General features: G+C 63.0%; 17 protein-coding genes. 9 read left to right on the top strand and 8 right to left on the bottom strand.

Features of this window, described 5'->3' with window-relative positions; translation table 11 throughout:
- Positions 1–32: 32 nt before the first annotated feature.
- The 4 genes from AC1Q80_RS18005 (at position 33) to hemA (ending at position 5207) form a co-directional block, all read left to right on the top strand.
- Positions 33–521: a (2Fe-2S)-binding protein gene (locus tag AC1Q80_RS18005; protein WP_173418208.1), complete on the top strand. Its 489-nt coding sequence runs from the start codon at positions 33–35 to the stop codon at positions 519–521.
- Between the two features lie 83 nt (positions 522–604).
- Positions 605–2953, top strand: coding sequence for a xanthine dehydrogenase family protein molybdopterin-binding subunit (locus tag AC1Q80_RS18000; RefSeq protein ID WP_492361362.1), 2349 nt, complete (start codon positions 605–607; stop codon positions 2951–2953).
- Positions 2954–2968: 15 nt separating this feature from the next.
- Positions 2969–3766 carry an FAD binding domain-containing protein gene (locus AC1Q80_RS17995; RefSeq protein ID WP_492361361.1) on the top strand — a complete coding sequence of 266 codons (798 nt, stop codon included), beginning with the start codon at positions 2969–2971 and terminating at the stop codon, positions 3764–3766.
- A gap of 226 nt (positions 3767–3992) precedes the next feature.
- Positions 3993–5207 (top strand): 5-aminolevulinate synthase, encoded by a 1215-nt coding sequence (gene hemA / locus AC1Q80_RS17990; protein ID WP_173418205.1) that lies wholly within the window; start codon positions 3993–3995, stop codon positions 5205–5207.
- A 52-nt stretch (positions 5208–5259) separates the two neighbouring features.
- Here hemA and dxr read toward each other — a convergent pair whose 3' ends face one another.
- Positions 5260–6435, bottom strand: a complete 1176-nt coding sequence (dxr, locus tag AC1Q80_RS17985; RefSeq protein ID WP_492361360.1) for a 1-deoxy-D-xylulose-5-phosphate reductoisomerase — start codon at positions 6433–6435, stop codon at positions 5260–5262.
- A gap of 248 nt (positions 6436–6683) precedes the next feature.
- Here dxr and AC1Q80_RS17980 point away from each other — a divergent pair, with 248 nt between their 5' ends.
- From AC1Q80_RS17980 to AC1Q80_RS17965, 4 genes are all read left to right on the top strand, one after another.
- Positions 6684–7409, top strand: a complete 726-nt coding sequence (locus AC1Q80_RS17980; RefSeq protein ID WP_492361359.1) for an META domain-containing protein — start codon at positions 6684–6686, stop codon at positions 7407–7409.
- 234 nt (positions 7410–7643) lie between these two features.
- The gene (locus tag AC1Q80_RS17975; protein ID WP_112805350.1) at positions 7644–7805 is read left to right on the top strand and encodes a Thivi_2564 family membrane protein; all 162 of its coding nucleotides are present in this window, start codon (positions 7644–7646) and stop codon (positions 7803–7805) included.
- A gap of 157 nt (positions 7806–7962) precedes the next feature.
- Positions 7963–8331, top strand: coding sequence for a VOC family protein (locus AC1Q80_RS17970; protein WP_492361358.1), 369 nt, complete (start codon positions 7963–7965; stop codon positions 8329–8331).
- A gap of 132 nt (positions 8332–8463) precedes the next feature.
- A complete protein-coding gene (locus AC1Q80_RS17965) occupies positions 8464–10488 on the top strand; it encodes an acyltransferase family protein (protein WP_492361357.1) in 2025 nt (674 codons plus the stop codon).
- 45 nt (positions 10489–10533) lie between these two features.
- Here AC1Q80_RS17965 and AC1Q80_RS17960 read toward each other — a convergent pair whose 3' ends face one another.
- Both AC1Q80_RS17960 and AC1Q80_RS17955 read right to left on the bottom strand, forming a co-directional pair.
- A complete protein-coding gene (locus AC1Q80_RS17960; RefSeq protein ID WP_492361356.1) occupies positions 10534–12366 on the bottom strand; it encodes an ABC transporter ATP-binding protein in 1833 nt (610 codons plus the stop codon).
- A gap of 44 nt (positions 12367–12410) precedes the next feature.
- Positions 12411–13610: an aminotransferase class V-fold PLP-dependent enzyme gene (locus AC1Q80_RS17955; RefSeq protein WP_492361355.1), complete on the bottom strand. Its 1200-nt coding sequence runs from the start codon at positions 13608–13610 to the stop codon at positions 12411–12413.
- Between the two features lie 229 nt (positions 13611–13839).
- Here AC1Q80_RS17955 and AC1Q80_RS17950 point away from each other — a divergent pair, with 229 nt between their 5' ends.
- Positions 13840–14619: an IclR family transcriptional regulator gene (locus AC1Q80_RS17950; protein ID WP_492361503.1), complete on the top strand. Its 780-nt coding sequence runs from the start codon at positions 13840–13842 to the stop codon at positions 14617–14619.
- A gap of 19 nt (positions 14620–14638) precedes the next feature.
- Here the strand turns inward: AC1Q80_RS17950 and AC1Q80_RS17945 are convergent, their stop codons facing one another.
- The 5 genes from AC1Q80_RS17945 to AC1Q80_RS17925 form a co-directional block, all read right to left on the bottom strand.
- Positions 14639–15130: a RidA family protein gene (locus AC1Q80_RS17945; RefSeq protein WP_234902830.1), complete on the bottom strand. Its 492-nt coding sequence runs from the start codon at positions 15128–15130 to the stop codon at positions 14639–14641.
- Positions 15131–15174: 44 nt separating this feature from the next.
- Complete coding sequence (locus AC1Q80_RS17940; RefSeq protein WP_492361354.1) at positions 15175–16386, bottom strand: amidohydrolase/deacetylase family metallohydrolase; 1212 nt, start codon at positions 16384–16386, stop codon at positions 15175–15177.
- Positions 16387–16389: 3 nt separating this feature from the next.
- A complete protein-coding gene (locus tag AC1Q80_RS17935; protein ID WP_492361353.1) occupies positions 16390–17259 on the bottom strand; it encodes an ABC transporter permease in 870 nt (289 codons plus the stop codon).
- Positions 17259–18200, bottom strand: coding sequence for an ABC transporter permease (locus AC1Q80_RS17930; RefSeq protein WP_492361352.1), 942 nt, complete (start codon positions 18198–18200; stop codon positions 17259–17261). Before AC1Q80_RS17930 ends, AC1Q80_RS17935 begins: the two co-directional genes overlap by 1 nt.
- A 113-nt stretch (positions 18201–18313) precedes the next feature.
- Positions 18314–19843: an ABC transporter substrate-binding protein gene (locus AC1Q80_RS17925; protein ID WP_492361351.1), complete on the bottom strand. Its 1530-nt coding sequence runs from the start codon at positions 19841–19843 to the stop codon at positions 18314–18316.
- Positions 19844–19942 lie beyond the last annotated feature (99 nt).

Below are 19942 nucleotides of genomic sequence, written 5' to 3'. Positions count from 1 at the left end.
CGTGTTGGCATTGACCCACCCGGAGGAGCGAAATGGCGAAAATTACAATGACGGTCAACGGCCGTCAGGTGAGCGGTCAGTGCGATGACCGAACGCTGCTGGTGCATTTCATTCGCGAGAACCTTGGACTGACCGGCACCCATGTCGGCTGCGACACGTCGCAATGCGGCGCCTGTGTCGTCCACATGGATGGAAAATCGGTCAAGAGCTGTTCCACCCTCGCCGCGCAGGCGGCGGGCTCTGACATCACCACCATCGAAGGCCTTGCTGCAAACGGCGAGCTGCATCCGGTGCAGGCGGCCTTCAAGGCCAATCACGGCCTGCAATGCGGCTTCTGCACTCCGGGCATGGTGATGACGGCCGTCGACATGATCCGCCGGCATGGCGGGCAGCTCGACGAGGCGACCGTTCGCGCCGAGCTCGAAGGCAATATCTGTCGGTGCACCGGCTACCACAACATCGTCAAGTCGATCCTGGCGGCTGCCGCCGAAATGGGCGGTGCCCGCGTCGCTGCCGAATGACATCCGGCCCGCGGCGATGACATGTCGCCGCGATCACATTTCACCGCAGGAGTTTCGCTGGATATCTCGGGAGGAGATCGGCAATGGGCGTTGAAGGTATTGGCGCGCGGGTGGCGCGCAAGGAAGACAAGAGGTTCCTGACCGGCAAGGGACGCTACACGGACGACATGTCGGTGCCCGGCATGAAATATGCGATCTTTGTGCGCAGCCCTTATGCGCATGCGAAAATCAGGTCTATCGACGCGACTGCGGCCAAGGCCATGCCCGGGGTGATCGGCGTGCTCGACGGCAAGCAGCTGCTCGCCGACGGCATTGGCAATCTCATCTGCGGCTGGATGATCCATTCCAAGGACGGATCGCCGATGAAGATGGGCGCCTGGCGGCCGCTTGCCCATGAGACGGTGCGTTATGTCGGCGATGCAGTCGCCATCGTCGTTGCCGACAGCGTCGCCGAGGCGAAGGATGCGGCCGAGGCTGTCGTCGTCGACTACCAGGAGCTGCCCGTCGTCACCGACGCGACAAAGGCGCTGGAACAGGGCCAGCCGCAGCTGCATCCGGAAGCGCCAAACAACCTGATCTTCGACTGGCAGATCGGCGATCCCGCCGCCACCGACAAGGCGATTGCTTCTGCGGCCCATGTGACCGAGATCACCATCCACAACAACCGCCTGTCGCCGAACCCGATGGAGCCGCGCGCCACGCTCGGGATCTATGACGGCGGCGACGAGCACTACACCTGCTACACCACCAGCCAGAACCCGCATGTGGCGCGGCTGGTGATGAGCGCGTTCTACAATGTTGCCCCGGAAAACAAGCTTCGTGTGATTGCGCCCGATGTCGGCGGCGGCTTCGGCTCGAAGATCTACATCTATCCCGAAGAGATTGTCTGTCTCTGGGCCTCCAAGCGCACCGGCGTGCCGGTGAAATGGACGTCCGACCGGACGGAAGCGTTCCTGACCGACGCCCATGGCCGCGATCACCTTTCGAAGGTGAAGATGGCATTCGACGCCAACAACCGGATCATTGGGCTGAAGGTCGACACGGTCGCCAATCTCGGCGCCTACATGTCGCTGTTCTCCTCGGCGGTGCCGACCTATCTCTATGCGACGCTGCTCTCAGGCCAGTACGACATCCCGGCAATCCACGCCAATGTGCGCACGGTCTATACCAACACCGCCCCGGTCGATGCCTATCGCGGCGCAGGCCGGCCGGAAGCGACCTATCTCCTGGAACGCACCATGGAGACGGCGGCGCGCGAACTCGGGGTCTCGCCGGCGGACCTGCGGCGGATCAACTTCATCCGCTCATTCCCGCACCAGACGCCCGTGATCATGAACTACGATGCCGGCGACTACGACGCATCGCTCGATGCGGCGATGAAGGCGGCCGACTGGAACGGCTTTGCTGCCCGCAAGGCGGAAGCAGCCGGACGCGGCATGAAGCGCGGCATCGGCATGAGCTGCTATATCGAGGCCTGCGGCATCGCGCCGTCGGCGGCTGTCGGCTCGCTCGGCGCTGGCGTCGGCTTGTGGGAATCGGCCGAGGTCCGGGTCAATGCCGTCGGCACGATCGAGGTGTTGACCGGCTCGCACAGCCACGGGCAGGGGCATGAAACCACCTTCGCCCAGCTGGTCGCTGATCGTTTCGGCGTGCCGATCGACAGCGTCAACATCGTGCACGGAGACACCGACAAGGTGCAGATGGGCATGGGCACTTACGGCTCGCGCTCGGGTGCCGTCGGCATGTCGGCAGTCGTCAAGGCGCTCGACAAGGTCGAAGCCAAGGCGAAGAAGATCGCCGCCCACCTGATGGAGGCGGACGAAAGCGACATCATCATCGAGAACGGTGAGCTCAAGGTCGCTGGTACCGACAAGACGGTGCCGTGGTTTCAGATGGCGCTCGCCGCCTATACCGCCCACAACCTGCCGCCGGGCATGGAGCCGGGGCTGAAGGAGGGCGCCTTCTATGATCCGGCCAACTTTACCTTCCCGGCCGGCTGCTACATCTGCGAAGTCGAGGTTGATCCGGAAACCGGCGTGACGAAGATCATCCAGTTCGTTGCGGCCGATGATTTCGGCAACATCATCAACCCGATGATCGTCGAGGGGCAGGTGCATGGCGGGCTGGCGCAGGGTATCGGCCAGGCGCTGCTCGAGAACGTTCACTACGACCCGGAAAACGGCCAACTGCTGACGGCGAGCTACATGGACTACGCCATGCCGCGCGCCGACGATCTGCCGTCGTTCAAGGTCTCGACCTCGAACACGCCCTGCCCGAACAATCCGCTCGGGATCAAGGGCTGTGGCGAGGCCGGCGCCATCGGCTCGCCGCCGGCGCTGATCAACGCCATCACCGATGCCATCGGCAACAACCGGTTGACGATGCCGGCGACGCCGCAGAAGGTGTGGGCCGCCGCCCACGCCGCCAACTGAGCGGGAGGACGCGTCATGTACGAGACCCATTATCACCGGGCGTCTTCCATCCAGGATGCCGTCAAGCTTCGGCAGGCCGCAGGTGAAGGCAAATATCTCTCCGGCGGGATGACGTTGATACCGACGATGAAGCAGCGGCTTGCCGCACCGACCGACCTCGTCGATGTCAGGCAGGTCCCGGAAATGAAGGGCATCACGGTGTCCGGGAGAACTGTGAGGATCGGAGCGGCGACGACGCATTTCGAGGTGGCGTCCTCGGCCGAGCTTGCGGCCGTCTGTCCGGCGATCGCGGGGCTTGCCAGCCACATCGGCGACCCGCATGTGCGCCACATGGGCACAATCGGCGGCTCGATCGCCAACAACGATCCGGCAGCCGACTACCCCTCGGCGATGCTGGCGCTCGATGCGACCATTGTCACCGACCGGCGGGAGATTGCCGCCGGCGATTTCTTCACCGGTCTTTTCGAGACGGCACTCGAAGACGGCGAGTTGGTGACGGCGGTCACTTTCGAAGCGCCGGCAAAGGCCGGTTACCAGAAGTTCGCCAACCCGGCCTCGCGCTACGCCATGACCGGTGTCTTCGTGGCTAGGCGGGACAATGGCGACGTCCGCGTCGCGGTGACTGGGGCCGGGTCGAACGGTGTCTTTCGGCACAAGGGCATGGAGGCAGCACTTTCCGCCAACTGGTCGCCGGACGCACTTGCCAATGTGACGGTCGATGCGTCCGGCCTGCTGTCCGATATCCATGCGGACGCCAGCTATCGCGCCAATCTGGTGAAGGTGATGGCAAAACGCGCAGTGGCAGCGGCATGAGCGGATTGAACCCGTTCTGATGCGACAAAAAGGGCGGTTTCGGCCGCCCTTTTTTCGTCCAAGCTTGACTTCGATCAAGCTTGGAGGGATTTACATGCGCTAAGGCTTTCTTTGGAACGGTTCAAAACTAGAGGCCTTTTGCCGCAGGCGGCGGGCGCATCGCATTGCGGGGTTGACCCCCGATCGCTTTGAATCAAAAAAAAGCGACCGGGCACTGGAGAAGATGATGGATTTCGAGAATTTCTTTAAAACCGAGCTGGATGGGCTGCATCAGGAAGGTCGCTACCGGGTTTTCGCTGATATCGCTCGCCATCGCGGCAACTTCCCGAAGGCCGCGCGCCACACGGCTGAAGGCATCCAGGAAGTCACCGTCTGGTGTTCCAACGACTATCTCGGCATGGGCCAGCATTCCATCGTCACTGAGGCGATGAAGCGTGCCATCGACGAATGCGGCGCCGGTGCCGGCGGTACCCGCAACATTTCCGGCACCAACCACTACCATGTGCTGCTCGAGCGCGAGCTCGCAGATCTGCATGGCAAGGAATCGGCGCTTCTGTTCACCTCGGGTTACGTGTCCAACTGGGCAGCGCTCGGAACGCTCTGTTCGAAGATTCCCGGTGTCATCGTCTTTTCGGACGCCGGGAATCACGCTTCGATGATCGAGGGGATCCGTCATTCCAAGTGCGAACGCGTCATCTTCAAGCACAATTCGGTAGCAGACCTCGAAGCCAAGCTGGCTGCAGCCGATCCGCGCGCGCCAAAAATCATCGCGTTTGAATCCGTCTATTCGATGGATGGCGACATTGCCCCGATCAAGGAGTTCTGCGATCTCGCCGACAAATACGGCGCGATGACCTATCTCGACGAAGTGCACGCCGTCGGCATGTACGGCCCGCGCGGCGGCGGCATTGCCGAGCGCGAAGGTTTGATGCATCGCCTGACTGTCATCGAAGGCACGCTGGGCAAGGCTTTCGGCGTCATGGGTGGCTATATCACCGGTTCGACGGCGCTTTGCGATTTCATCCGCTCGTTTGCATCCGGCTTCATCTTCACCACGGCGTTGCCGCCGACGCTTGCGGCCGGTGCGCTCGCTTCCATCCGTCACCTGAAGGAAAGCCAGGTCGAACGCTTCGCCCATCAGGAGCGCGTGCGCCGGTTGCGCTCCATGCTCGATCAGCGCGGCATCCCGCATATGCCGAATCCGAGCCACATCGTGCCGGTCATGGTTGGCGATGCCGCCAAGTGCAAGTGGATCTCCGACCTGCTGCTCGACCATTTCGGTGTCTATGTGCAGCCGATCAACTATCCGACGGTGCCGAAGAAGACCGAGCGCCTGCGCATTACGCCGACGCCGCTGCATTCGGATGCCGACATCGACCATCTGGTCGGCGCGCTGCATTCGCTGTGGTCGCGCTGTGCGCTGGCACGGGCTGTCGCCTGATACCAGGCGCTGATTGCTTGCGGGTGCGGTGGCACCCGTCGAAAGCCAAGACTTACTGAAGAAGCCCGGCCGCCAGTTGCCGGGCTTTTTCGTCGGCGGCAAAAACATCGTCCATGGTGACGGCCGCAGGCAGGTCCGACAGTCTGTCCATCACCTGTTCGACGATCTCGGCCATGGCAAGGAACCCGGTGTTCCCGGCGATGAAGGCCTCCAGCGCCGTCTCCTTGGCGCCGTTGAGCACAGCCCCCTGTACCCCGCCCTCTTCCATGGCGCGGCGCGCCAGCCGGATCGCCGGGAAACGCACTTCATCGGGCGCTTCGAAATCCAGCCGCGACAGCTTGGCGAAATCGAGCCGTTCGATCGGCAGGTCGCAGCGGCTGGGATAGGAAAGCGCATAGCCGATGGCGGTGCGCATATCAGGGCAGCCGAGCTGCGCCAGCACCGAACCGTCGGTGTAGCCGACCATCGAGTGGATGACCGACTGCGGGTGCACGATCACCTCAATCTGCTCCGGCTTCAGCCCGAACAGATGCTTCGCCTCGATCATCTCCAGCGCCTTGTTGAACATCGAGGCACTGTCGATCGAGATTTTCAGACCCATCGACCAGTTGGGATGGGCGCGGGCGACATCGGCGGTCACGTGCCGCATCTCGTCGAGCGACTTGGTGCGGAACGGCCCGCCGGAGGCTGTCAGGATGATGCGTTCGACGGCGTGACGCTGATGCTCTTCCAACACCTGAAAGATGGCGTTGTGTTCGCTGTCGACTGGCAGCAGCCGGCCGCCGCCCTTTTTCACCGCTTCAATGAACAGGCTGCCGGCTGAGACCAGGCATTCCTTGTTGGCAAGGGCAATATCGGCCCCACGGCTCGCGGCGGCGAGCGTCGGGGCGAGGCCGGCATTGCCGACGATGGCCGCCATCACCCAACCGGCGTCGCGTTCTGCTGCCTCGATCAGGCCGCTGCGGCCGGAGGCGGCCGCGATGCCGGTGCCGGCAAGCGCTGCCTTGAGGCTGGCGTACTGGCTGTCATCGGCGGTGACGGCAAGCTCGGCGCCGTGAGCGACCGCTTGGCGCGCCAGAAGCGGGATGTTGCCGTTGCCGGTGAGTGCGACGATCTCGAAGGCGTCGCGACCGCCCAGCCGCTCGACAACATCCAGCGTGTTGGTGCCGATGGAGCCGGTCGAGCCCAGGATCGTCAGTCGGCGCTTCGCGTTTTCGCGGGGTGCCATGCCAATTCCCATATTCTTGTTCGCTCTTCCAGCGTTCCAGCGGGGGCGCAAGCGCCCGGTGGGGCGTGCCACGTTCGCTCCGACGGAGGGAAGCCGCGTTTTGGTTTTGCCGAAAACCGATGCCGATGTTTCGGGGTATGCGCTAGGCTCTACAGGCGAAATCGACGTGCAACAAGGGCGCGGTCTTCAATCCGACGTGTGATCGGGTTAAGAATCGGGTCACGAGTCGAAGCGCCAAGGAGTTCCCGATGCTGAAAGTCGCTACAGCCCTTTCCTGCGCCTGCGTGCTGATCGAAATGGCCTCGATGCAGACGGTTGCTGCCGAAAACGTGCCGCAGGCGCTGGTCGGCACCTGGCTTGCCGAAGATATCGCCGGCCGCGGGGTCATCGACAATCTTCAGTCGACCTTGGAGATCCGCGACGACGGCACCTATGGCGGCATGGCGGGTTGCAACCACTTTACCGGAACCTTCAGCCTTTCCGGCGCGAAGATCACCTTCGGACCGTCCGCCTCGACCCGCAAGATGTGTGTGCCGGCGGTGATGGACCAGGAACGCAAGTTCCTGGATGCGCTGCGCACCGAGCTCACCTGGACAGTCGAAGGCTCGAAGCTGATGCTCAGCCGATCCGCCGGCACCCCGGCGCTCACGCTCGCATCTATGGCGGCAGGCGGTTCCAGCAGCGTCGATATCGCGATTTCCGTGCCGGGTGCCGAAACGGTCGACCGCCAGCAGGTGCGGTATGACTGCGGTGGCCAGACGGTTGACGCCGAATACATCAATGCCGGCCCGGTCTCGCTGGTCACGTTTACCATCGACGGCAACTTCACCGTCGCTTCCAACGTGATTGCCGCATCGGGTGCAAAGTATGTCGGCGGCCAGTACATATGGTGGACGAAGGGCGATGAGGTGACATTCTACGATGCGACGAAGGGCGACAACGACGCCGGGACCGTCTGCAAGGTGGCGAGCTGAGATCTCGTGCCTCGTCGCAGAGGGCTGCACGGGATAATCAGCGCCTGACGGCGACTGCTGTCGCCGCCGACCGGGCTCTGGTTTCAGCGCCAGCCAACGTCATATCTTGCGGCCGCCAAGCCCGTCGAACGGGGCCTCGATCTAAATAAGTGTTTGCCGATACTGGAACTTTTCGGCTCGCCTCATAGTTACAACTCTGACGACTTCGCGTCGCCTTACAAAGGGAGTTTGTCTATGGGGCTTCTCATCAGCATTTTGATCACGTTCCTGGTTATCGTGCTCGTGCTTTATCTGGTCCAGCGCCTGCCGATCGACGGCCGCGCCAAGCAGATCGTCCAGGCGATCGTGCTCATCATCGGCATCATTTCGCTGTTGAAGTACCTGGCCGTCTTCTGACGCAGCCTCTTGTACCAAACGGCTGGAATGGTTTGACAAGGCCGCCGGCTCCCTGATCGGACGGCGGCTTTTTCGCGCCCGGCCCGTTTCTATGCTGACAGAAACTGACAGTGGCGTCCGCTAGCCAGCGATCATCTGACAATGGAGATGATCGACGATGCTGAGCCCGAACCTCATCCTGCTTTACGTGGAAGATCCTCAAGAGAGCGCCGCTTTCTACACGCGGCTGTTGGGCCGCGAGCCGGTTGCGGCCTTTCCGAACTACGTCGCCTACGCGTTGGAAAACGGCCTGACCTTCAGTCTGTGGTCAACCCATGCTGCCAACTTCGTATCCTCCGGCACCGGCCATCGCATGGAGGTTGCCTTCATGGTCAAGGACGATGCCGAGGTTGAGCGGCTCCACGCGGAATGGCGCAAGGCCGGCGTGCCGATCGAGCAGGAGTTGGCGACCGCCGTCTTCGGCCGCACATTCGTCGCGCTCGATCCGGACGGCCATCGCCTGCGTGTCTGCACGCCGGACAAGTGATCTTCACCCCACGCACCGGACAGTTCCACCATCGTCGTGTGGCTGTCGAAGCGCACCGATGGCGGAAGTCCGCTGGCTTTCTGATCTCCGGCTTGGTATTGCCGCCTGAAATCCCAGCGGTTAGGGCGTTGAATGCGATATCGTGCAGATATAGACGGCTTGCGCGCAGTTGCCGTCGTTCCGGTGCTGTTTTTCCACGCCGGCTTCGGCTTTTTCGAAGGGGGCTTCGCCGGCGTCGATGTGTTCTTCGTGATCAGCGGCTTTCTGATTACGTCGCTAATCTACGACGAGATCGCCGACGGCCGCTTCAGTCTGATTTCGTTCTACGAACGACGCGCACGGCGCATTGCGCCGGCGCTGCTGCTCGTCTGCCTGGCCTGCATCCCTTTCGCCTGGTTCTGGATGTTGCCGGAAGAAGCCAATGCGTTCGGAAAGAGCCTCTATTTCGTCAACCTGTTTGCCTCGAATTTCCTGTTCTGGGACGAAGCGGGCTATTTTGCCGCCAGCAACGAGCTCAAGCCGCTGCTGCACACCTGGTCGCTGGCGGTGGAAGAGCAATTCTATCTGCTGTTCCCGCTGCTCCTCTGGGGCCTGAGGACCCGGTCCAGGCGGACGGTTCTCGTCGTCGTCGCGTCCTTCTCCGCCGTCAGTTTCGCGACGACGCAGGTTCTCCCGCTGTTCGATCCGGTTGCCAATTTTTACCTGCTCCCGAGCCGGTTCTGGGAACTCGGGGCCGGTTGTCTTCTGGCAATTGCCGCACCTGATATGGCCCGCATCGGCGCCAGATACGGCAGTGGCCTGGCTGCCGCGGGCCTGTTGACGATCCTTGCGTCCTACCTGTTCGTGTCCGGCTCGTCTCAATATCCGGGATGGTCGACGGTGCCGGTCGTTGTCGGAACGGTTCTGGTGCTGGCATTTTCCGACGGCACCAACTGGACGGGGCGAATTTTGAGCTTTCGCCCGCTGGTCGTGATCGGCCTCGGGAGCTACAGCCTCTATCTCTGGCATCAGCCGGTGTTCGCGTTTGCGCGCCTGCGCTCGATGCAGGAACTGTCGCCGATCACGTACCTGCTGCTGATCGCGCTGACGTTTGGTCTGGCTTACATCAGCTATCGCTATGTCGAAACGCCCTTTCGCAATCGGCGGCGTGTCAGCGGGGAGGCGATCTTCAAGTCGACGGCTGCCGTCGGTGTCGTGGTGATGGCGGTCGGCGCGACGTTCGATCACACGAACGGTCTGCCACAGCGCGCGCACGATCTCGACCTGATGACGGAGCTGAGCTCCGGCCTGGCCGAGCGCTGCAACGGTTCCATTCTCGCCGAATGCCAAACAAGCGAAACGCCCGAGGTTGCGGTCTGGGGCGATTCTCTCGCGATGCACCTGGTCGATGGCATCATCTCCTCGAACCCGTCGGTCAAGCTGGTCCAGCTGAACAAGAATGATTGCGGACCGTTCCTCAACATCGCTCCGATGCCGTCCTGGCGCTCGGCCGCCTGGCCGCAATCCTGCCTCGATCGGAACGAGGAGGTTCGCCAGTTCATTTCGACGACGCCGTCGCTGCGTTATGTTGCCGTCGCCTTTCGTCCCACACAGTATTTCGTCGACGGAACCATCCTGGTGCGCGGGAAGGGTGTCGTGGCATCGCACGACGACGTCGTGCTCGATGACTTCAGGAAGACGATGGATTGGCTTCGAGGCCTCGGGCTCCAGCCGGTGGTTTTCAGCCCGCCTCCACAGGATGGGCGCGATCCGGGCATTTGCGTTGCCCGTTCCCGTCTGATCGGGGCTGCGCTCGAACAATGCGACCTGCCGGCTGAACGTGTCGCGGAGTACGACCGGCACGCACGGCAACTGCTCGAAGCCATTTCCCGGGATTATCCGGTTGTCGACCTGGCCAGCTATCTTTGTGACAGTCGCTACTGTCGCGCCTCCGAGGGTGGCAGGGGCCTCTACAAGGACGCTGCACATTTCTCGCGCCAGGGTTCGCGTTATCTCGGGCAGCAATTGGATTTCTACCACGCCATCCGGACTGCCGCGGATCGTGGTTGCGCGCCGGTGGGAAGCGAGCAGGTCCTGCCTCCTCGCGGCCTTTGTGTCCTGTCTCAAGGTGGGCGGCTCGACTTGAAAGTTGGCAACCAGGTGTCCTCGATCAAGTGAGACATTGGATCGGTCGCCGATCCGATGTCTTTCCGGAGACAGCTGCTACACCTGCACGAAGTGTTCGGCCGAAATCTGGCGGTATTCCCGGGCGGAGACGACATAATCCGGTGCCCGCATCGGGCTCTTGATCTCGTCGCTTGCGACATTGCGCCTTGTGTGCCGCCGGGTCGGGTCGGCGATCGGAACGGCGGCCATCAGCTTACGGGTGTAGGGATGCTGCGGGTTTTCGAAAATGTCGGCGCGCGGGCCGATCTCGACGATCTCGCCGAGATACATCACCGCTACGCGGTGGCTGACGCGCTCGACCACCGCCATGTCGTGCGAGATGAACAGATAGGCAAGGCCGAGGCTCGCCTGCAGTTCGAGCAGCAGGTTGATGACCTGCGCCTTGATCGAGACGTCGAGCGCCGAAACAGACTCGTCGGCGACGATGACCTTCGGATCGAGTGCCAGAGCCCGGGCAATGCAGACGCGCTGGCGCTGGCCGCCGGAGAATTCGTGCGGATAACGCGCCGCCATGTCGGCCTGCAGGCCGACGCGCTCCAAGAGGTCGGCGACCTTTTCGCGGGCCTGGTTCGGCGTGCCGAGCTTGTGTTCAAGATAGGGCTCGGCAATCGCAGCGCCTACGGTCATGCGCGGATTGAGGCTGGCGAAGGGATCCTGGAAGATCATCTGCATGGTGCGGCGCATTTCGCGCAGCGCCTTGCGGTCCATGGCGAGCACATCCTGGCCATTCAGAACGACCGATCCGCTCTGCGGCTCGATCAGACGCATGATGGCGCGGCCGGTGGTTGACTTGCCGCACCCGGATTCGCCGACCAGCGACAAGGTCTCGCCGGGCTGCAGGCTGAAGGAGACGTTTTCGATGGCGTGCACGCGTCCCTGCAACCTGCCGAGCAGGCCGGCGTGGATGTCGAAGCGCTTGACGAGGTTCTTGACCTCGAGGATCGGACGGGTCTCGGCGACCGTGCTTGCGCCTTCGACCGGCGTATCCGGCAGGCCGGTGGTGCTGTCGATGATGGGAAAACGCAGCGGTTGCGGCTTGCCCTTCATCGAGCCGAGCATCGGCACGGCCGAGAGCAGCGCGCGGGTATAGGGATGTTTTGCCCGCAGGAAGATGTCTTCCGTCTGGCCGGTTTCGACCGCCTCGCCGCGGAACATCACCACGGTGCGGTCGGCGATCTCCGCGACCACGCCCATGTCGTGGGTGATGAACAGGACGGAGGTTCCTTCTTCCTCCTGCAGCACCTTGATCAGGTCGAGGATCTGCCCCTGGATCGTCACGTCGAGCGCCGTCGTCGGCTCGTCGGCGATCAGCAGCTTCGGGCGGCTGGCAAGCGCCATGGCGATCATTACGCGCTGGCGCATGCCGCCCGAGAAGCGATGCGGGTATTCGTCGAAACGGGATGCCGCCGAGGGGATGCGGACCTTGTCGAGCAGGCGAATGGTTTCGGCCTTCGCCTCCGCCTTGCTCATCGGCCGGTGGCAAAGCAGTGCCTCGGAAATCTGGTCGCCGATGGTGAACAGCGGATTGAGGCTGGTCATCGGTTCCTGGAAGATCATTGCCACGTCGTTGCCGCGCACGCGGCGCATGTCGCTTTCCGGCAGGTTGAGAACATTGCGGCCGCCGAGCATGACCCGGCCCTCGGTGCGGCTCATGTCCTTTTGCAGGAGGCGCATGATCGACAGAGAGGTCACGCTCTTGCCCGAACCGGATTCGCCGACGATCGCCACCGTCTCCCCCGGCATGACCGAGAAGGAAATGTCCCGCACCACCGGCTTCCAGGCGCCGTCGACCAGAAACGAGGTCGTCAGGTTCTCGACCGAAAGCACGGGGTCTTTCGACGGATTGGTGGCAGCGTCGGTGCGGGTCATGTCGTCCATTCCTTGTCGTTCGGCACGGGGGCTAAGGGTCAGTCTCAGTCGGGCCAGCGCAACAGGCCGGCAAAGCGGCGGGTGTTGCGCTCGTGGAGCGGCGTGGCGATGATCTCGTTGGAGCTGCGCGCCTTCGTCAGTTCCTCGGCAAGGCGGTTTGCCACGACGGTTTCCTGGCCGGGGTGCAGGTTGCAGGGGTCGAGGTAGAAGTAATTGTGCTCGACCTCGTGGTCGCGCACGATGATCGGCGGCGTGCCGCGCGCCAGCGCATCGGCGAGATCCCAGGCGGTGATATGGGCTTCCTGCGGATCGATAGTGACGCGCAGGCGGTCGAGCGGATTGCCGGTCGGATCGGCCTCGATCACCGGCTTGATGCCGGGACGGCTTTCGAGCGTGTCGCGCCACAGGTTCAGATAGCCGGCCTCGCGGTCGCGGATTCCCTGGTGGTCGCGGCTTTCCCAGGCGATAAGGGCCGCCATGACGCCGAGCATGCTTTCCTTGCCGACCTTCATGCCACGGCCGATGCCAAGGTTCTGCAGGAAGGCGTTACGCACCAGCGTCTTTTCGCCGGCGACGATGCCCGAGGTCGGACCGCCCAGGAACTTGTGGCCGGAATAGAGAACGATGTCGGCGCCCTGCTCGAGGAAGATCTTCAGGTCGTATTCGGACGCGGCATCGACGATGACGGGAACGCCCTTGGCATGGCAGGTCTCGGCGAATTCCTTCAGGCCCACGAGGCCATACTGCACCACGTGGTGGGAGATGACATAGACGGCGGCCGCCGTGCGCTCATTGATGGCGCCTTCGATGTGATAGCGGTAGGCCGACGTCGCCTGGCCGACCAGCACCGGCTTGCCGCCGGCAATACGAATTGCCTGGTCGACGGGTGCGCCATAGCTGACGACATGGCCCATCTGGATGATGACTTCGTTCTTCAGTCCCGTTGCGTCGGGCAGGCGCTCGATCGCGGCAAGATCGCTGCCGGTCATGGTGCCGGCGACGGCAAGGCTGATGCCGGCCGAGCAGGAGGCGGTGATGAAGCCGGCCTCCGCACCGGTCAGGCGGGCGATCACCGGGCTGATCTTGCGCTGCAGGTCGTTGATCTCGACGAATTGCGGCAGTATGCCTGTCATCGCGGCGATCGCTTCCGGGACCACGATCGACGCGCCGAGGCCCGTCATCGTGCCGGATACGTTGATAACGGGGCGAAGTCCGAGAGCTTCGCGGATGTCGCGGTCAGGCATGGTGGTCTCCATATGATTTTCTGGCAGTCGAAACCGGCAGGCTATTCCGTTTTCGCGGAATCTCTACCATAGTAATGAGATATGAGCCGGCTGTTTCGGATCGACGAACTGGCCGTTGTGGTGAGTGAGGCGGAAAGCCGTTGCTCACCGCCCAACTGTTGCGAATTTCGAATTGCACGGGAGCAGACCCTTGGACAAGACGACGATTGCCGCCGAGCCCGGCGAGGACATGGAGCCGGCCGGCAAGACCCGCCGCTCGCGCGTGAGCGGCATGGACCGTGCACTGCAGGTGCTCGACTTCCTCTACGAAACCGGCTCGCCGAGCGGCGTCTACGCGATTGCCAAGGCGGTCGGAGCGCCGCTGTCGACCGCCTATGTCATCGTCGACGACATGGTCGAAAAGAACCTGCTCAGCCGCGATACCGACGGCCAGGTCTGGCTTGGCGACCGGCTCTACCACTACGGCCTTGCCTATGCGCGCTCGCTCGATTTCCTCGGCGTCGCAACGCGGGAGATGCACGACCTCGGTCGGGAAGTTGCCGAAACCATCCAGCTCTGCGGTCGCGACGGCGACTACATGCAGGTGCTCGCCATGGCCGACGGCCCCGGCCATTTCCAGGTGACATCCAGGGTCGGCACCCGCGTGCCGCTCAACTGGACGGCATCCGGACGATTGCTGGTCGGTCATCTGCCCTCCGACGAACGGCTGGAACTGTTCCGCCGCTGCGCCCGCACGTCGCCGACCGGTCGGGCGGATATCGATCCGGCCGCCCTGTCGGCCCAGGCAGAGACGGCGCTTGCCGCCAAGCTCTCGATCCAGGCCGGCGAGTCCGACTATGCGGTTGCCTGCGTCGCCGCCCCGATTCTCGACGACAAGGGCGGCTGCGTCGCGACCATCTCCATCGTTCTGCCCGAGCAGAAGATCCTCGACGATCGCAACTTCTATGCCGATCACGTCAGGGTTTCCGCCGAGCGGATCGAGAAGATGATGGGCTGGCGCAGCCATTGATCCGACCTTCCTCTGACCGTCAGTCGTGAAGCGAGACGATCGCTTCGATCTCGACGGTGATGTTGCCGGGAAGCGAACCGAAGCCGACGGCCGAGCGGGCATGTTGTCCCGCTTCGCCGAAGACGTCGATCATCAGGTCCGAGCAGCCGTTGATCACCTGCGGGTGATCGGCGAAATCCGGTACGGCGTTGACCATGCCGAGCAGCTTGACGACGCGCTTGACGCGACCGAGATCGCCGAGCGCATCATGCATGACAGCCAGCAGATTGATGCCCGTTAATCGCGCGTGCTCATAGGCGCTTTCGACGTCGACATCGGCGCCGACCTTGCCGGCGTGCAGTTGGCCGTCGACCTCGCGCGGGCCCTGTCCTGAGAGGTACAGAATGTTGCCCTCCAGCACGTGGGTGACGAAATTGGCGATCGGCGGCGGTGCCGGCGGCAGGTCGATGCCGAGCGCTGCGAGCCTCTGGTAGGGCGAAGCCGGCGCACGGCCCTTGGTCTTATGGTCCAAACTGTTCACGCGATATCCTGCCAGTTTCTGTGTTCTGTGATGGTTCAGCGGTAGCTGTAGCCGTGGCTGTGGTCGGGGCACTCCACATGCGGCGGCTGGTATCGGTTTGCCGCCACGACATTGGTGCCCATGACGGCATAACGCGGCTCGAAGAGGCGGTTGAGATGCGCTTCGGTGCCGAGCGAATCGAAGACGCGCAGCTCGGAATCGACCAGATCGAAGAGGGTGAATTCCGCGCGTGCACCGACGCCAAGCAGATTGTCCATCGGCAGGCGAATGACCGAGGCAGGTGCCTGGGTCACGGCTTCGACGACCTTTTCGAACGGCATGCCGACGCTGAGCAGCTTCGACATGGTGGTGCCGAGGTCCCAGACCGACTGGTTCATGCTGCGCAGGTGCACATCGGTCGAAATCGAGAACGGCAGCAGGCCGCGGGCGATGGCGACTTCGGCGACGCGGAACGAGAAGGATGCGCCGCCATGGCCGATGTCGAGCCGGATGCCTTCGCCGGCACAGCGCTCGGCGAGCTCGAACAGATCCTCGTCCTCGATGATGCTCGATCCGGCCTTGCCGTTGAAGCAATGGGTGACGATGTCGCCGGGGCCGAGGATTTCCAGAACTTCGTCGTAAAGCGCCGGCGGTTCGCCGACATGCACCATCATCGGGATCTTCAGGATCTTGGCGATCTTCTTGCCGAGCTTGACAGGGGTTACGCCCCAGGAACCGGTGATCACATGGCTGGCGCGCACTTTCAGGCCGACGATATGCTCGCGGTTTTCCTGGTAGCAGGCGATGATGCGGTCGATGTCGATCGAGCGGATGTCGCTGAGTTCGCTGACGCGGTTGCAGGCGACGAGGCCGATGGAGCCGAGATTGAGGAAGGCCTTGATGCGCTCGCGCGCCGGCTCGATGATGTATTCGCGGAAGCCATGGAAGTTGGCTTCGCCGGCCGAGCCGGCGTCGACGATGGTGGTGACGCCGCGCTCCATGCCGCAGAGCTGCGGCCGGACGGAGATATCCGTGCCGCCGTGCCAGACATGGGCGTGCAGGTCGATCCAGCCGGGCGAGATCCAGCCACCCTTGCCGTCGATACGCTCAGCACCTTCAGGCGCTGTCAGGCCATTGCCGATGGCGGCAATGGTGCCGTCGCTGCCGATGAGGATATCGACCGTTTCGGAGGATGCCGCCATGCCGAAGGCGACGGGTTTCACGTTGCTGATCAGCACGGGGCTGGTGCTACGGGTTGCGGTGGGCATGGATCACAGGTCCTTTCTGAGGCGGGGATCGAGCATGTCGCGCAATCCGTCGCCAACCATCTGCAGGGACAGGACCGAAAGTACGATGGCGATGCCGGGAAACAGCGTCACCCAATCGGCCTGTCCGATATATTGCCGGCCCGAGGCGATCATCGTGCCCCAGGTCGGGATTTCAGGGCTGACGCCGACGCCGAGGAAAGAGAGCCCGGCTTCGGCGAGCATCGCATGGGCAAACAGGAACGTGCCCTGCACCAGGATCGGTGAGAGCAGGTTGCGCAGCACATGCCGGGTCATGATGTGCGGTGTCGAGATACCGAGCGCGCGGGCTGCCTCGACATAGGGCAGTTCGCGGATGACGAGCGTGGAGGCGCGCACCACGCGCGCCAGCCTTGGTGCATAGACGACACTGAGCGCGATGATGACCGTCGTTAGCGAAGGCCCAAGGGCGGCGACGAGCGCGATTGCCAGCAGGATGTCGGGAAAGGCCATCATCGCGTCGATCAGCCGGGCGATCGGGGCGTCGAGCTTCGGGAAATACCCGGCAAGCAGCCCCATGACGACGCCGACGATGGTCGCGAGCGTGACGACGGCAGCTCCGACCAGCAACGACAGCCGGCCGGCATAGAGCGTGCGTGAAAACACGTCGCGGCCGAATTCGTCCGTGCCGAACAGCCATTGCAGGCTTGGTGGCGACAGGCGGTTGACGATCGACAGCTTGCCAGGCGCATAGGGCGCGATCAGCGGCGCGAACACCGCAAGCAGCACGAAGGTCACGAGAATGAACAGACCGAAGGCAACGGTCTTGCGCTTCAAGAGGCGGCGCAGGAACTTGGCGCGCTCGCTGACGACGGGGGGTGATACGGCGACGGTCATCAGTAGCGAACCCTTGGATCAACGAGGAGATAGAGCATGTCGATCGCGAAATTGATCAGCACGTAGAGCGCGGCAATCACCAGCAACGCGCCCTGGATCACCGGATAGTCGCGCCTGAGCACGGCCGAGACGACGAGGTTGCCGACGCCTGGAAGGCCGAAGACGGTTTCGGTGACGACGGCGCCGGAGATCAGCACGGCGGCGGTGAGCCCGACGATCGTCAGGATCGGGATGAGGGCATTCTTCAGGGCGTGTTTCATCACCACGCGGCGTTCGCCCAAGCCCTTGGCGCGGGCGGTGCGGATGAAGTCGTCGCCGAGCACGTCGAGCATCGACGCGCGCGTGAAGCGCAGGATCAGCGCCGAGGAGACGACCCCGAGCGCAATCGCCGGCAGGGTCAGATGGTACATGCGCTCCATAAAGGAGGAGCCCGGACCGCCGTAGCCGGAAACCGGAAACCAGCCGAGGCGCACGGCGAGGAACTGAATAAGGATCAGGCCGAGCCAGAAGCTCGGAATACTGGCGGCAAGCATGGCCAGCGTGGTGGCGGCCTGGTCGACGAAGGAGCCGCGCCGGTAGGCTGCGTAAATGCCGATCGGCAGCGCGATGCCGCTGGCGATCAGGATCGAAAACAGGGTGAGGAAGAATGTCGGCTCGGCCCGCTCGGCAAGTGCTGAGGTGACCGGCTGGTTGAGGAAGATCGACTGGCCGAGATCGCCCTGCAGCAACTGCCCGATGTAATAGACATATTGCAGGCCGAGCGACTGGTCGAGACCAAGCTTGCTGCGCAGTTCGGTGATGTCCTGCTGCGTCGCCTCGGGTCCGAGCATGACGGCTGCGGGATCGCCGGGCGTCACGCGCACGATGACGAAGACAATGGTGACGACAAGCGCCATGACCACGATCATGCCGAACAGGCGCTGGAGGATATAGCGTATCATGGATGCCTCGAACTTCTTCCGCACGGGCACTGGCAAAGCAGCTCCGGGCTATCCAGCGGGCAGAAATCCCTCAAAGGGAGACCGCCCGCCGGAGGCTTCAAGTGGATGAAAGCTTACTTCTTGATCGAAGCGTTCCAGAAGTAGGGCCACGGCGCAGGCGAAACGCCGTCAAGCGTCTTGGTCTTGGCCGACAGGGCGTTGAAATCGCCGATCTTGATGAACGGCACTTCCTCGTAGATCACCTTCTGCACGTCGGCCCAGAGCGTGACGCGCTTGCCGGCATCCGATTCTGCGTTGAAGGCGTCGACGGCCTTGGCGCGGGCCGGCGTGTCCCAGTTGCCCGGTGCCTTGGTCGACATCATGCCGATCAGCGCAGGCTCCGGCAGGAACGGGCTGTGGGTGATGTAGATATCCCAGAGCGTCGGGTCGGCGCGGCGCTGGGTGAGCGTCGCCCAATCCACCACCTGCAGGTCGACGGTGAAGCCGGCGAGCTTCAGATATTCGGCAGCGACCTGTGCCATCTTGTAATGGAATTCGTACTGACGGCTGGTCAGGATGCGCAACGGCTCGCCCTTGTAGCCGGCGGCCTTCAACAGTTCGCCCGCCTTTTCCGGGTCGGCGACATTGTAGCCACCTTCCGTGCCTGCTTCGGTGCGCCAGACATATTGCGCCGGATAGAGGGCGGCATCGAGCGCGTAGAAGTCGGTGCTGCCGAAGGCAGCCGCCATCATGTCTTCCATGCTGAGCGCGGTGCGGATCGCCTTGCGCAGCTCCAGGTTCTTGGTCATGCCGTTGCCTGAGTTCAGGACGAAGACCGGCCAGCCGAAGGGCTGCAGCATGACGGGCTCGGAAGCCGAAGAGCCTTTCACCCGCTCGAAGGATTCGACCGGAATGGAATCGACGTAGTCATACTGGCCGGAGACGGCTGCCTCGACGCGGGTGTTCGGATCGGGAACCGGTACGAAGCGGATCTCATCGGCATACTGGTGGCGCGCGCCACCGTAGCCGTTGCTTTCGCCTTCGGGCGAGACATAGCCGTCGTAACGCTCGAGCTGGATGTACTGGTCGGCCTTGCGCTCCTTGAGCTTGTAAGGGCCGGTGCCGACGAAATCGACCATCGGCTCGGCCTGCTTTTCCGAAGGCAGCACGATCGCCGCGGAATTGTTGAAGGCGAGCAGCGAGACCAGCGGCGCATAGGGGGTGTTGAGCGAAATCTTGACCGTGGTGGCGTCGACGGCTTCGATGCCGGCGATCGTCGTTGCCGTCTGCTTGCCGCGCGAGGCCGTCTTCGTCCAGCGCTCGAGCGAGGCGACGACGTCGGTTGCGTCCATGTCGGTGCCGTCATGGAACTTGACGCCGGAGCGCAGCTTGATGGTGTAGGTTTTGCCGTCGGCGCTGATTTCCGGCATGGCCGCGGCCAGAAGCGGGGCCGGCTTCCAATCCTTGTCGAAGGTGTAGAGCGTCTCGAACATGTGCTGCGAGACGATGCCGACGAGGTCGGCCGTCGAGGCCATCGGGTCGAGTGTCGGCGGCTCGCCGACCGTGGCGACGTTGATGACGCCGCCCTTCTCCTGCGCGAAGGCAAATGATGCGGAGGCGACCAGCGCCGTTCCCAGAAGCAGTGCAATCCTTGCTGATTTCATCTTATGTTCCTCTCTTTTTTGTTATTGCATAATTATGTATTACGCTACTTTATATTGGAATGATAAGATCAGGCTTACGGAGATGTCAAGCCGCTGCCA

This window comes from Ensifer sp. GW823-FHT05D09 (genome assembly GCF_058795755.1).
Note: the sequence above shows the minus strand (reverse complement) of the source record. Positions and strands in the feature narration are given on the sequence as shown.